The organism is Xanthomonas sp. F1, assembly GCF_014199855.1.
In genome coordinates this window covers 962,928-975,867 of record NZ_JACHOK010000002.1, presented here as the reverse complement: position 1 = coordinate 975,867, position 12,940 = coordinate 962,928, and the positions used below count along the sequence as shown (strand labels likewise).

General features: G+C 69.7%; 15 protein-coding genes. 4 read left to right on the top strand and 11 right to left on the bottom strand.

What is annotated here, in order from left to right:
* Nucleotides 1–63 precede the first annotated feature (63 nt).
* From hflX to rlmE, 6 genes are all read right to left on the bottom strand, one after another.
* Nucleotides 64–1,389, bottom strand: coding sequence for a ribosome rescue GTPase HflX (gene hflX, locus GGR71_RS08795; RefSeq protein WP_160958820.1), 1,326 nt, complete (start codon nt 1,387–1,389; stop codon nt 64–66).
* Between the two features lie 26 nt (nt 1,390–1,415).
* Nucleotides 1,416–1,691 (bottom strand): RNA chaperone Hfq, encoded by a 276-nt coding sequence (gene hfq, locus GGR71_RS08790; RefSeq protein WP_160958823.1) that lies wholly within the window; start codon nt 1,689–1,691, stop codon nt 1,416–1,418.
* Between the two features lie 119 nt (nt 1,692–1,810).
* Nucleotides 1,811–2,767, bottom strand: a complete 957-nt coding sequence (gene miaA, locus GGR71_RS08785; RefSeq protein WP_160958826.1) for a tRNA (adenosine(37)-N6)-dimethylallyltransferase MiaA — start codon at nt 2,765–2,767, stop codon at nt 1,811–1,813.
* Nucleotides 2,767–3,672, bottom strand: a complete 906-nt coding sequence (gene folP, locus GGR71_RS08780; protein ID WP_160958828.1) for a dihydropteroate synthase — start codon at nt 3,670–3,672, stop codon at nt 2,767–2,769. The genes miaA and folP overlap by 1 nt, the downstream gene beginning before the upstream one ends.
* 285 nt (nt 3,673–3,957) lie before the next feature.
* Entirely contained in the window at nt 3,958–5,892 is a 1,935-nt protein-coding gene (ftsH, locus tag GGR71_RS08775; RefSeq protein ID WP_048488997.1) for an ATP-dependent zinc metalloprotease FtsH, read from the bottom strand.
* A gap of 71 nt (nt 5,893–5,963) precedes the next feature.
* Complete coding sequence (rlmE, locus tag GGR71_RS08770) at nt 5,964–6,596, bottom strand: 23S rRNA (uridine(2552)-2'-O)-methyltransferase RlmE (RefSeq protein WP_048488996.1); 633 nt, start codon at nt 6,594–6,596, stop codon at nt 5,964–5,966.
* Between the two features lie 66 nt (nt 6,597–6,662).
* Between rlmE and yhbY the strand changes: the two genes are divergently transcribed.
* Together yhbY and GGR71_RS08760 are read left to right on the top strand one after the other, a co-directional pair.
* On the top strand, nt 6,663–6,968 hold the full coding sequence (gene yhbY / locus GGR71_RS08765) for a ribosome assembly RNA-binding protein YhbY (RefSeq protein WP_010341321.1): 306 nt from the start codon (nt 6,663–6,665) through the stop codon (nt 6,966–6,968).
* A 19-nt stretch (nt 6,969–6,987) separates the two neighbouring features.
* Complete coding sequence (locus GGR71_RS08760; RefSeq protein WP_160958830.1) at nt 6,988–7,362, top strand: Mth938-like domain-containing protein; 375 nt, start codon at nt 6,988–6,990, stop codon at nt 7,360–7,362.
* 341 nt (nt 7,363–7,703) lie between these two features.
* Here GGR71_RS08760 and GGR71_RS21035 read toward each other — a convergent pair whose 3' ends face one another.
* The 5 genes from GGR71_RS21035 to surE are packed head-to-tail and all read right to left on the bottom strand — an operon-like array spanning nt 7,704 to nt 10,739.
* Nucleotides 7,704–7,838: a hypothetical protein gene (locus tag GGR71_RS21035; RefSeq protein ID WP_255347919.1), complete on the bottom strand. Its 135-nt coding sequence runs from the start codon at nt 7,836–7,838 to the stop codon at nt 7,704–7,706.
* Nucleotides 7,839–7,854: 16 nt separating this feature from the next.
* On the bottom strand, nt 7,855–8,655 hold the full coding sequence (locus GGR71_RS08755; protein ID WP_160958833.1) for a peptidoglycan DD-metalloendopeptidase family protein: 801 nt from the start codon (nt 8,653–8,655) through the stop codon (nt 7,855–7,857).
* Nucleotides 8,652–9,266, bottom strand: a complete 615-nt coding sequence (locus GGR71_RS08750) for a YqaA family protein (RefSeq protein WP_160958835.1) — start codon at nt 9,264–9,266, stop codon at nt 8,652–8,654. Before GGR71_RS08750 ends, GGR71_RS08755 begins: the two co-directional genes overlap by 4 nt.
* A 19-nt stretch (nt 9,267–9,285) precedes the next feature.
* Nucleotides 9,286–9,963: a protein-L-isoaspartate(D-aspartate) O-methyltransferase gene (locus GGR71_RS08745; protein ID WP_026143980.1), complete on the bottom strand. Its 678-nt coding sequence runs from the start codon at nt 9,961–9,963 to the stop codon at nt 9,286–9,288.
* Nucleotides 9,960–10,739 (bottom strand): 5'/3'-nucleotidase SurE, encoded by a 780-nt coding sequence (surE, locus tag GGR71_RS08740; protein ID WP_160958838.1) that lies wholly within the window; start codon nt 10,737–10,739, stop codon nt 9,960–9,962. Before surE ends, GGR71_RS08745 begins: the two co-directional genes overlap by 4 nt.
* Before the next feature lie 229 nt (nt 10,740–10,968).
* Between surE and GGR71_RS08735 the strand changes: the two genes are divergently transcribed.
* Nucleotides 10,969–11,502: a Smr/MutS family protein gene (locus GGR71_RS08735; RefSeq protein ID WP_048488990.1), complete on the top strand. Its 534-nt coding sequence runs from the start codon at nt 10,969–10,971 to the stop codon at nt 11,500–11,502.
* Nucleotides 11,503–11,856: 354 nt separating this feature from the next.
* Nucleotides 11,857–12,930 carry a DUF535 family protein gene (locus GGR71_RS08730; RefSeq protein WP_160958841.1) on the top strand — a complete coding sequence of 358 codons (1,074 nt, stop codon included), beginning with the start codon at nt 11,857–11,859 and terminating at the stop codon, nt 12,928–12,930.
* Nucleotides 12,931–12,940 lie beyond the last annotated feature (10 nt).

The window sequence follows — 12,940 nt, the reverse complement described above, 5'->3', positions numbered from 1 at the left end:
CGCATGTGTCGCTGCCACGCGGCCAGACAATCGGCATCGACCTTGTCGACGCCGAGGCGCTGCTCAGCGCTGTTGCCACTCCTCCTGCTCGCGCGGCGGCAGCAGCGCGCGGATCGGCGCGCCGTCGGCCGCGGCGGCCAGGCGCTCGGCCTCGGTGATCGGGATGTCCACCTGCAGCAGCCAGCCCTCCTCGTCGGCCTGCTCGCTGCGGATCACCTGCAACTGGTGCAGCTGTGAACGCAGGCGGCCGGCGCTCGGCGGCAGGCGCAGGCTGCCCTGCACGTGGCGCAGGCCCAGGCGCTGGCCGAGCACGTGCTGCAGCAGCTCCAGGCCGCGGCCGTCGCGCGCGGAGATCCACACCCGCTCGCGCCGCGCCGTGTCCGGCACCCCGTCCTGCGCGTCGTGGCGCACCTCGGCGCCGTCGATGCGGTCGATCTTGTTGAACACCAGCAACTGCGGCAGTTCGCCGGCACCGACCGCCTGTAGTACCTCGTCGACCTGGGCGATGCGCTCCTCGCGCAGCGGATCGGCGGCGTCGACCACGTGCAGCAGCAGATCGGCCTCGCGCGCCTCGGACAGGGTCGAGCGGAACGCCGCCACCAGTTCGTGCGGCAGGTTGCGCACGAAACCGACGGTGTCGGCCAGCATGGCGTTGCCGCCGGGCAGCGCGATGCGGCGCACGGTCGGGTCCAGGGTCGCGAACAACTGGTCGGCGGCGTAGGCCTCGGCCCCGGTCAGCGCGTTGAACAGGGTCGACTTGCCGGCGTTGGTGTAGCCCACCACCGCGATCCGCGGCAGTTCGCTGCGCACCCGCGCACGGCGCATCTGGGTGTGCTGCACCTCGACCTTCTCCAGCCGCTTCTGCAGCTGCTCCACCCGCTTCTGCAGCAGGCGGCGATCGGTTTCCAACTGGGTTTCGCCGGGCCCGCGCAGGCCGATCGAACCGCCGCGCTGGCGCTCCAGATGGGTCCAGCCGCGCACCAGCCGCGTGGCCATGTGCCGCAACTGGGCCAGTTCCACCTGCAGCTTGCCCTCGTGGCTGCGCGCACGCTGGGCGAAGATGTCCAGGATCAGCCCGGTGCGGTCGATCACCCGCCGCTCCAGGTACTTCTCCAGGTTGCGCTCCTGACCGGGGCTGAGCGCGTGGTTGACCAGGACCAGATCGGCGCCGCTGGCGTCGGCGGCGGCCTTGACCTCCTCCAGCTTGCCGCTGCCGATGAAGGTCGACGGACTCGGCTTGTCGATGCGCGCAGTGACGGTGGCGGCGATGCTGGCGCCGGCCGAGCGCGCCAGGTCGGCAAACTCCTCCAGCACATCGTCTTCCAATGGGCCGCCCGCGTAGGGCTGGATCAGCAGTGCGTGTTCGCCGCGGCGGGACCGATCAAACACCCGCCGCTCCGCTCTTGGCCACCGAACTACTCGATTTCATCATCACCCGCACTGCCACCTTCGTTCTGCTGCACATAGCCGCCGCCCGGCCCCACGCGCACGTTGCGCGCCGGCACCACGGTGGAAATGGCGTGTTTGTAGACCATCTGGCTGACGGTATTGCGCAGCAGGACCACGAACTGATCGAACGACTCGATCGTGCCCTGCAGCTTGATGCCGTTGACCAGATACACCGAGACAGGGACCCGTTCGCGACGCAACGCGTTGAGGAAAGGATCCTGCAAGGATTGCCCCTTGGACATGCTTGACTCCCAGATTATTGTTTTTATGGTCCGGAACGGCACTGCAGCTCCCCTGCCGTGGTCCGGAACGTCGATGGTACACAACCGCGGGCGCCAGCACAGCGCGGCCGCCGGCCGGATCAGCCGAGGAAGGCGTCCAGGGCCGTCTGCAGGCGCCCGGCGTCGCGCGCGGGGTCGAACCAGCGCGCATCCTGCTCGCCGCGCAGCCAGGTGAGCTGGCGCTTGGCCAGTTGCCGGGTGGCGGCGACGGCGCGGGCGCGGAAGTCGGCCGCATCGCCGACACCGTCCAGGTACTCCCAGGCCTGGCGGTAGCCGACCGCGCGCACCGCCGGCAACGCCAGCGGCTCCGCCACCGCCTGCATCTGCGGCAACGCGCGCAAGGCGCGCACTTCGTCGAGCAAGCCCTGCCCCAGCATCGCGTCGAAGCGGGCCTCGATGCGTCCGTGCAGCACGCTGCGCTCGGCCGGCGCCAGCACCAGTTTCAGCACCCGCAGCGGCAGCCGCGGCGGCCCCGGATCCGCCTGCCATGCACTGATCGGCCGGCCGCTGAGCCGGTACACCTCCAGCGCACGCTGGATGCGCTGCGCGTCGCCAGGCCGGATCCGCTGCGCGGCCAACGGATCGATCCGCTGCAGTTCCGCGTGCAACGCCGCCCAGCCCTCGGCCTGCGCCTGCGCCTGCGCGGCCAGCGCCGCACGCAGTTGCGGGTCGGCCGCCGGCATCGGCGCCAATCCTTCCAGCAGCGCCTGAAAGTACAGGCCGGTGCCGCCGGCCAGGATCGGCAGCCGGCCGCGGGCGACGATCGCCTCCAGCGCGACACGCGCGTCGGCGGCGAACTCGGCCGCCGAATACGTCTGCCAGGGATCGCGCAGGTCCAACAGATGGTGCGGCACCCGCGCGCGCTCGGCCGCATCGGGTTTGGCCGCGCCGATGTCCAGGCCACGGTAGACCAGCGCCGAATCGACGCTGACGATCTCGCCACCGCAGCGCTCGGCCAAGGCGATCGCCGCGGCAGTCTTGCCCGAGGCGGTCGGGCCCATCAGCGCGATCGCGCGCGGGCGCCGGTCGGCTGCCATCAGTCCTCGTCCGGCCAGCGGATCGTCGCCGCGGCCGACGATGTGGAAGCGCGCGGCAACGGCACAGCCTGCAGTGCCTGCCAGACCTTGAGCGCGTCGACGGTGGCGGCGACGTCGTGCACGCGCAGCAGCGTGGCACCGCGTTGCGCGGCCAGCAGGTGCGCGGCGACCGAGCCGGCCACCCGCTGCTCCGGCACCTCGCGCCCGGTCAGTTCGCCGATGCTGCGCTTGCGCGACAAGCCGGCCAGCACCGGCACGCCCAGCTCGACCAGACGCGCCAACTGCGCCAGCAACTGCAGGTTGTCGGCGGTGCTCTTGCCGAAGCCGAAGCCCGGATCGACCAGAATGCGCCGCTTGTCGATGCCGGCCATCTCCGCGGCGAAGATGCGCTCGGCCAGGAACCGGTGCACCTCGCCGACCACGTCGTCGTAGCCGGGCGCGCTGCCGGCGGCGTAGGCGTCGGCGGGCATGTGCATCAGCACCACCGGCACCCCCAGTTCCGCGGCGGCGTCCAGCGCGCCGGGCTGCCGCAGGGCCTGCACGTCGTTGATCATGCCAGCGCCCGCCGCGACGGCAGCGCGCATCACCTCCGGCTTGAAGGTATCCACGCTCAGCGGCAGCGCGGTCTGCGCGGCCAGCCGCTCGATCACCGGAATCACCCGCCGCAGTTCTTCCTCCACCGGCACCGGCGTCGCACCCGGGCGGGTGGACTCGCCGCCGATGTCCAGCACATCGGCGCCCTCCGCGGCCAGGCGCAGGCCGTGCGCCACCGCCGCGTCCACGCTGGCGTGCGCACCGCCGTCGGAGAACGAATCCGGGGTGACGTTGACGATCCCCATCACCCGCGGGCGATCGAGCACGAGCCGGTGGGCGCCGCACTGCAGGCTTGGCGAGGTGTCGAACATCGGTGAGTCTCCTGGTGGTGGCCGTGGCAGGCGCGGGACGGCGGCACGGCGCTGGGCAGCGCCATGCGGCATCCACCGCACGCGCATGGCGGCAGCGGCGTGCGCGACGTTTCCGCGACACATCGCATCGACGCGGCAACGTGCGGCCAGCGCAGTGCCATTGTCGCCCACGCGCGCGCAGGCGGCGAGTCGGCATCGAACGATGCGACCGGCCCCGCACCGCCGCCAACAAAAAAGCCAGGGATCGCTCCCTGGCTTTTCGGCGCCTGAAGGGCGCTCCTTCGCTTACACCTGCTCGGCAGGCCCGGCGATCGGCGGCAGCGGCCGCGAATTGCCCTTGTCGTTGCCGCCGTCCTTGCCGGACCGGTTCCAGCCCATCGGCGGCGGCGGATCGCGGCCCTCCATGATCGCGTCGATCTGCGGCGCGTCGATGGTCTCGTACTGCAGCAGCAACTGCGACATGGTATGCAGCTTGTCCAGATTCTCGGTGAGGATCTGGGTGGTCTTCGCATACGCCTTGTCGAGGATCGACCGCACGACTTCGTCGATGCGACGCGCGGTGTCGTCGGAGACGCTCTTGTGCTGGGTCACCGAACGGCCCAGGAACACCTCGTCGTCCTCCTCGCCATAGGCGATCGGGCCGAGCTCGTCGGACAGGCCCCACTTGGTGACCATGTTGCGCGCCATCTTGGTCGCGCGCTCGATGTCGTTGGACGCGCCGGTGGTGACCTTGTCGGTTCCGAAGATCAATTCCTCGGCGACGCGGCCGCCGTACAGCGAGCACAACTGCGACTCGATCGCCACGCGGTTCATCGAGTACTTGTCGCCTTCGGGCAGGTACATGGTCACGCCCAGCGCGCGGCCGCGCGGGATGATCGTGACCTTGTAGACCGGGTCGTGCTCGGGCACCAGGCGGCCGACGATGGCGTGGCCGGCCTCGTGGTAGGCGGTGAGCGTCTTCTCGTCCTCGCTCATCGCCATCGAGCGGCGTTCGGCGCCCATCAGGATCTTGTCGCGAGCGCGGTCGAAGTGATCCATGCGCACTTCCTTGACCGACTCGCGCGCGGCGAACAGCGCCGCTTCGTTGCACAGGTTGGCCAGGTCGGCACCGGAGAAACCCGGCGTGCCGCGCGCGATCACCATCGGCTCGATGTCGTCGGCCAGCGGCAGCTTGCGCATGTGCACCTTGAGGATCTGCTCGCGGCCGCGCACGTCCGGCAGGCCCACCACGACCTGGCGGTCGAAACGGCCCGGGCGCAACAGCGCCGGATCCAGCACGTCCGGCCGGTTGGTCGCGGCGATCACGATCACGCCCTCGCCACCCTCGAAGCCGTCCATCTCCACCAGCAGCTGGTTGAGGGTCTGCTCGCGCTCGTCATGACCGCCACCCAGGCCGGCGCCACGGTGACGGCCGACCGCATCGATTTCGTCGATGAAGATGATGCATGGCGCGTGCTTCTTGGCCTGCTCGAACATGTCGCGCACGCGGCTGGCGCCGACGCCCACGAACATTTCCACGAAGTCCGAACCGGAGATGCTGAAGAACGGCACCTTGGCCTCGCCGGCGATGGCCTTGGCCAGCAGGGTCTTGCCGGTGCCCGGCGGGCCGACCATCAGCACGCCGCGCGGGATCTTGCCGCCTAGCTTGGTGAACTTGGTGGGGTCGCGCAGGAAGTCGACCAGTTCGCCGACCTCCTCCTTGGCCTCGTCGCAGCCGGCGACGTCGGCGAAGGTGATCTTGATCTGGTCCTCGCCCTGCAGCTTGGCCCGCGACTTGCCGAAGGACATGGCGCCCTTGGCGCCACCGCCACCGCCCTGCATCTGGCGCATGATGAACAGCCAGAAGCCGATGATCAGGATGACCGGCAGGAAGTTCAGTACCAACGACCAGAAGCTCGGGCCGTTGTCGGGCTTCTGCCGGGTGATGTCCACGTTCTTGCTGTACAGCACATCGATCAGCTTGTCGTCGCTCGGGCCATAGACCGAACCCTCGCTGCCGTCGGCGCGCTTGAAGCGGATCGCGTTGACCGACAGGTTGGTGGCGTCGGTGAAATCGACCGACTTCACCCGTCCAGCATCCACGTCCTTCAGGAACTGGGAGTAGGTGACGTTGTCGCTGCCCGGGCCGCCCGCGAGGCGCGGCGAAAAGCTATTGAACACCACCATCAGCACGACGGCGACGACTACCCACAACAGCAAATTCTTGGTCAAGTCGTTCATCCTCATTGGCTCCGGTGTCCCTTCAACTCTGTCTCGATGCGTGGCATTTCGGGTTCAGCCTTGCGTTCAGCTTACTTGATCTGGGCGCGCTTGCCCTGTCCAAGGGCGTAGACCTCCGGCGAGCGCTTGCGCGACGCGGCCGGCTTGCGGATGGTCACCTTCTCATAGCGGCGGCGCATGTCGCGGATGTAGTCGTCGAACCCCACGCCCTGGAACAGCTTGATCAGGAACGCGCCGTTCGGCTTCAGGTGGCTGTCGGCGAACGCCATCGCCAGTTCCGCCAGATGCATCATCCGCGGCTGGTCGACCGCATCCATTCCGCTCTTATTGGGGGCCATATCCGACAGCACAAGGTCCACCGGGGTCTCCCCCAGCATGGCCTCGAATTGCGATAGCACCGCGTCCTCCCTGAAGTCACCGTGAAGGAACTCCACGCCGGCCAACGGCGGCATCTCCAGGATGTCCAGGGCCAGTACCCGGCCGCGGTCGCCCATCGACTTGCGCACCTGCTGCGACCAGCCGCCCGGGGCGGCGCCGAGATCGACCACCACCATGTCCGGCTTTAGCAGCCTGTCGCGCTGCAGCAACTCCTCCAGCTTGTAGGCCGCGCGCGAGCGCATGCCCTCGGCCTGGGCCTTCTTCACGAAGGGATCGGCGAAATGTTCGCGGAGCCAGCGTTGGCTGCTTTTGCTGCGGGTGGCCATGGACGCACGGTCGGAAGGGGCGGCCATGATACCCTGATCGCCCTTGCCAACCCTGCTCCCACCTGCATGTCGATCAGCCTGACCTCGGCCCAGAACCGCTTCCTGCGCGGCCTGGCCCACGACCTCAAACCCCTGTTGCAGATTGGCAGCAAGGGCGTCACCCCGGCCTTCCTGGCCGAACTGGACGAGGTACTGGAGCGCCACGAACTGGTCAAGGTGAAGGTCGGCGGCGACGACCGCGAGGCCCGCGACGCCGCCATCGGCAGTCTGGTGGAACAGTCGCACAGCGTGCTGGTGCAGCGGATCGGCCATACCGCGATCCTGTATCGCCCGGCCAAGGAAGACCGGCAAATCGTGCTGCCGCGCGCCTGAGCGCGCCTCCGGTGACCCCATGCAACTGACCCAGGACCTGCCCGACTACGCCTATGCCCTGCGCATGGCCGACGGCCGCCAGGCCAAGGTGAACGACCGGCTGCTGACCCGCAGCTTCATCCTCGCGCCGGACACCCTGGTCGAGGACTGGGAAACGCCGCCGGCCGGCGACCTGCAGCCGCAGCACCTGCAGCCGCTGCTGGAGCTCAACCCGGCCCTGGTGATCCTTGGCACCGGCGAGCGCCAGGTGTTTCCCGCCGCGGCGGTGATGGCGCTGTTCCTGACCCGCGGCATCGGCATCGAGGTGATGAACAACGCTGCCGCGGCGCGCACCTACAACGTGCTGGCCGCCGAAGGCCGGCGCGTGGCGGTCGGGTTCCTGCTCGAAGGTTGAGCCAGGGCGGCGTCTCTGCGGACACGTTCCACGCACTCCGCAGACATTCACTCCCGCAGGAGCGGCTTCAGCCGCGACCTGTGACATTCCCTGGGAAACCCGGCCGCGGCTGAAGCCGCTCCTAGAAAAGCCGTAGATGGAGACCGGCTACACGCTGCGTCAGGGCGGCAGCCCATTGGTCGCGCCGGCTTTACTTCGGCGGCAGGTACAGCAGCGGGTCGACCGGCTTGCCGTTGTAGCGGGTGAGCCGGCGGCGTTTGCGGCCCACTGGGCCGCGCCGACGGCGAACGCCCGGCGCGCTGCGCCGGGCCGGGGATCCGCCCACGCAGCGACGCGACCGGTTACTTCGGCGGCAGGTACAGCAGCGGATCGACCGGCTTGCCGTTGTAGTGGGTGAGCCGGCGGCGCTTGCGGCCCATTGGGCCGCGCCGATGGCGAACGCCCGGCGCGCTGCGCCGGGCCGGGGATCCGCCCACGCAGCGACGCGACCGGTTACTTCGGCGGCAGGTACAGCAGCGGGTCGACCGGCTTGCCGTTGTAGCGGATCTCGAAGTGCAGCATGTCGCGGGCCGCGCCGCTGTGGCCCATCTCGGCGATCTGCTGGCCGGCCTTGACGTTCTGGCCCTCGTTGACCAGGCGCTTGCGGTTGTGGCCGTAGGCCGACAGCCACTGTTCGTTGTGCTTGACGATGATCAGCTCGCCATAGCCGACCAGGCCGGCGCCGGAATAGACCACCACACCGTCCGCCGCGGCACGCACCGCTTCGCCGTTGCTGCCACCGATGTCGATGCCCTGCTTGGTCGCCTCACCGCCGACGAAACGGCTGACCACCACGCCATCGGCCGGCCAACGCCAGGGGAAGCCGCTGCTGACCGGGGCCGGTGCCGGGAGGGCCGGCGGCCGTGCGGCGGCGCCAGCGCCGGATGCCGGCGGCGGCGTCACCGGACCGCTACCGGGCCGCGCGGCGACCGCCCCACCCGGCGGATACAGCTTCAGCGACTGCCCTGGATAGATGGTGTACGGCGGCTGCAAGCCGTTCCAGCCGGCCAGGTCCTGCGGCGTGATGTTGTTGGCGCGGGCGATCGCGTACAGCGTGTCGCCGCGGCGCACGGTCGCGCTGACACCAGGCTTGGGGACGGACACCCGCGGTGCCGAGGCCGTGGCGGTGCCGCGCACGGGCGCACCGCCGGGCGTGCGGACCACCGTGGCGCTGCTGCAGGCGCCGAGCGCCACCGCCACCAGCACACCCAGGCCGCAACGCAGGCCGTTCCGCACCACCCGATCGACGCTCATCCGACCTTCGCTCTCCATATGACCCACACCACCAGCAGCGCCAGGATCGCCGAGGCGACCCAGCCGAGCGGCTCGATCCAGCGGCGCAACGCGGCTTCCGCGCGCGGCCCGCCGAGGCGGATCGCCCCGGCCACCAGGTACACGCGCTTGCCGCGCCCCACCAGCATGCTCGCCAGGAACGGTAGCAGCGGCACTCCCACGATGCCTGAGGCCCAGGTGAATATCTTCAGCGGGATCGGGGTGAAGCCGGCCAGTACCAACAGCCAGAATGCGCGCCATGGCGACTCGGCGATCACCTCGCGCAAGTGGTGTACCTGCGCATCGATCTTCTGCGTCCACCCCAGCCATTCGATCAGCGGCTGCACCGCGGCGAAGGCGAAATGGCCGAGCAGGTAGCCGATCACCGCACCGGCCAGCGAACCGAGCAGGCTCAACGTGGCAAACCACAGCGCGCGCCGCGGCTGCGCCAGCGACATCGGCGCCAGCATCACCTCCGGCGGCACCGGGAACACGATGGCCTCGGCGAAACTGAGTCCGGTCAGCAGGGCCGGCGCACGCCGATGCTGCGACCAACGGATGGCGCGTTCGTACAACGGCCCGAAAATCTTCATCCAGTGCGGCTCCGAGAGGTCAATCCAGCATGCCCGACAGCAACGGGACGAAGGTCACCGGCGCCAGGACGTCTTGTTCGATCTGGCCATCGGCAGCGCGGCGCAGGCGGATCAGCGATTGCGCGGACGGACCGCCGACCGGCGCCACCAGGCAGCCGCCGGGGGCCAGCTGCTCGATCAGGGCATCGACCAGTGCGGGCGCCGCGGCGGTGACCACGATCGCATCGAAGGGGCCATGCTCGGGCCAGCCGATGCGGCCGTCGTCGTGCTTGCTGCGCACGTTCATGCCGAGCTGGCGGAAGCGCTTGCGCGCCTGCCGTAGCAGGTCGCCGATGCGCTCGACGGTATGCACCTCCAGGCCCAGCGCGGCCAGGATCGCCGCCTGGTAGCCGGAGCCGGTGCCGACTTCCAGCACCTTCTTCGGCGCGGCTTCGAGCACCGTCTCGGTCATGCGCGCCACCACCCAGGGTTGCGAGATGGTCTGGCCGTGGCCGATCGGCAGCGCGGTGTCCTCGTAGGCGCGCGAGGCCAGCGCCTCGTCGATGAACAGATGCCGCGGCACGGTGCGCACCGCGTTGAGCACGCTCTCGTCGCGGATGCCGGCTTCGCGCAGGCGCTCCACCAGGCGGTCACGCACGCGCTGCGAGGTCATGCCGATGCCGATCGCTTCCGGCTGCAGGCGCAACCGCGGGGTCATGCCGGGCGGTCCAGCGCGGCGGTCAGGCCGCCGACCCAACTGGCGACCTTTTCCAACGCCTGGTAGCGGGTCAGGTCGACCTGGATCGGGGTGATCGAGATGAAACCGGTGCGCACCGCGTGGAAGTCGGTGCCGGGACCGGCATCCTGCTCGCGCCCGGCCGGGCCGATCCAGTAGACGGTGCCGCCGCGCGGGTCGGTCTGCGGCAGGCACGGTTCGGAGCGATGGCGATTGCCGAGCCGGGTGACCTCGAAGCCTTTGAGCTCCTGCCATGGCAGGTCGGGCACGTTGACGTTGAGGATGGTGTCGGCCGGCAGCGGATCGGCCTTGAGCCGCGCCACGATCTCCACCGCCGCACGCGCGGCGGTCTGGAAATGCCTGGGTTCGTGGTTATGGGTGACCAGCGACACCGCCACCGCAGGCAGGCCGAGGAAGCGGCCTTCCATCGCCGCCGACACGGTGCCGGAATAGATCACGTCGTCGCCGAGATTGGCCGAATTGTTGATGCCGGAGACGACGATGTCCGGATCGAACTCCAGCATGCCGGTGAGCGCCAGATGCACGCAGTCGGTCGGCGTGCCGGCGACGCTGCAGGTGTAATGGTCGATGCGCTTGAGCCGGATCGGCAGATCCAGGGTCAGCGAATTGCTGGCGCCGGACCGGTCGCGATCGGGTGCGACCACCGTCACTTCATGGCCGGCGCCGCGCAGCTGCTCGGCCAGCATGCGAATGCCGGGGGCGTCGACGCCATCGTCGTTGCTCACTAATACGCGCATGGTGCTCCTCGAAAACCGGGTGCATGATACCGGATGCGTCCGGCCAGGTCGCTGACAGCGGGCCGACGATCGTGGTGGTGGCCTCTGCGCGGGACGCCGCACCGGCGTTGCGCCTGGCGATCGCGACCGCCCCGCTCCGCCGTCAACACCGTGCCCCATCGCGGAACGTTACAGCCGATGCCGCACCCGCCCTCACCTCAAACCACGCAGCACGCTCTAAGCTGTGCGCATGGCGCATTCCGACGACGAAGATCCCGCCGCGCTGTTCCGCGCGGCCATCGGCAAGGTGGCCCCGCTCAACGCGACGCCACCGGCCAATGCCAAGCCGCGCCCCAAGCCACGCGCACGCATGGCCGAACGCGACGACGCCGAGGCGCAAGGCGAGTTCCAGCAACTGCTGCGCCAGAGCGCACCGCTGGAAGCCGGCGATGTCGCCAGCTACCGCCGCGAGCATGTGCCGGCGCGGGTATTCCAGCGCCTGCGCAAGGGCCAGTTCTCGGCCCAGGACGAACTGGACCTGCACGGCGCCACCGCGGCGCAGGCCGAGACGCTGCTGCGCCAGTTCCTGGCCGAGGCGCACGCGCACGAGTTCGGCTGCGTGCGGATCGTGCACGGCAAAGGCCTGCAATCCGGTGGCGTGCCGCTGCTGAAGAACCTGGTGGACCGCCTGCTGCGCCAACGCAACGACGTGCTGGCCTTCCATTCGGCGCCAACCGCGCAAGGCGGCACCGGCGCGATGCTGGTGCTGCTGGCGCGGCGCTGACGGCTCGGCAGCCGCAGGCACCATGACGCTCGCCCCAGAAAGGATCCTTGCAGTGGCCAAGGTCGCGGGCGCCGGATCGTCTCCACGCGAATCCTGCACCGCGCACTGACCTGTAACGCCCGCGTAGGAGCGGCTTCAGCCGCGACCGGCGTGAACGGAAAACCCCGTCGCGGCTGAAGCCGCTCCTGCGTCAGCGCATGCACGTGATGTCACGCGCACCCACGCCCCGCCCGACCCCGGCCCGGTCGGGCCAGGACGCCGGTTGCACGACCGGCCACTTCGCGTGCGGGCGCATTTCAATTTTCGCCCGCTGAAACGTCTTGTCAGAGAGTACCGCCCCTCTGCGAGCCGAACGTGACCGAAGCAACCACCGAATTCTTCCTGCAACCCACTGATCTGGTGGACGTTTCCACGAGCGCCGCGGCGTTCGAGACGGCGCCGGCGCGCCTGGCCCGACCGGTGCCGCCGTCGCCGCCCCGGCCGAGCGATAGCGCCGCACCGTCCCGGTGGTGGCCGCTGCTCCTGGCATCGTTCCAGGGGCGGACGGACTGGCACGGCAACCGCCTGCAGCGCGGGATCAAGGCGGCCAAGTACCTGCTGCGTGCGTTGAGCATGCCGACCGAACACGGGCGTTTCCTTGACGCACTGCGCCGCGATCCGCGGATGCGCGGCTACGCCGAGCGCGATCCGCGCCTGCTCGAGCGCCACCTGCACCGCTTCGTCAACACCCGCTGGAGCCGTGCGGCGCGGCTGCGCCATCTCCAGCAACACTATCGGCTGATGCTCGAGCGCCTGCCTGCGGCGTTGTTCGACGCCATCTATCGGCAAGGCCAGGCGGACCTCGGGACGCTGCCGCTGCACGATGGCAGCGCGTTGACGCTGTCCCTGCTGCCGCCGGCGCCGATGAGCTGCGAAGGCGAACTGTGGCTGCAGCTCAGCGACGCGGCGGGGCGCCAGCTGTATCGCCTGGTGCTGACAGTGACCGGTGACGACGCCTCCCCCTCCGTGTTGATCGGTTGCCTGCAGGGCCCCAGCGGCGGCGATGCCCGGGACGTGGTGCGCATGCTCACCAAGCAACTGCATGGGCTGCGGCCCAAGCAACTGATGCTGACGCTGGCCTGCACCTTTGCCGAGCGCATCGGCGCGCGTGCGATCCATGCCGTCTGCAATGCCGCCCATCCGCTGCAACGCAAGCGGGAAGTGTTCCTGGCCAACTACGACGCGTTCTGGATCGAGCAAGGCGGTACGCCCATCGCCGATGGCTGGTTCGCGTTGCCGCTGACCCCGGCGCGCAAGACCGCGGCCGATGTCCCCAGCCAGCATCGCGCGGCGTTTCGCCGCCGCGAAGCATTGCGCGCACACGCCGAGGGCTTGCTGGCCGCCGCGCTGCCGACGGCGTGCGCCGCCGCGTCGCGTGGCGACCAGTGAGCCTGGCTAT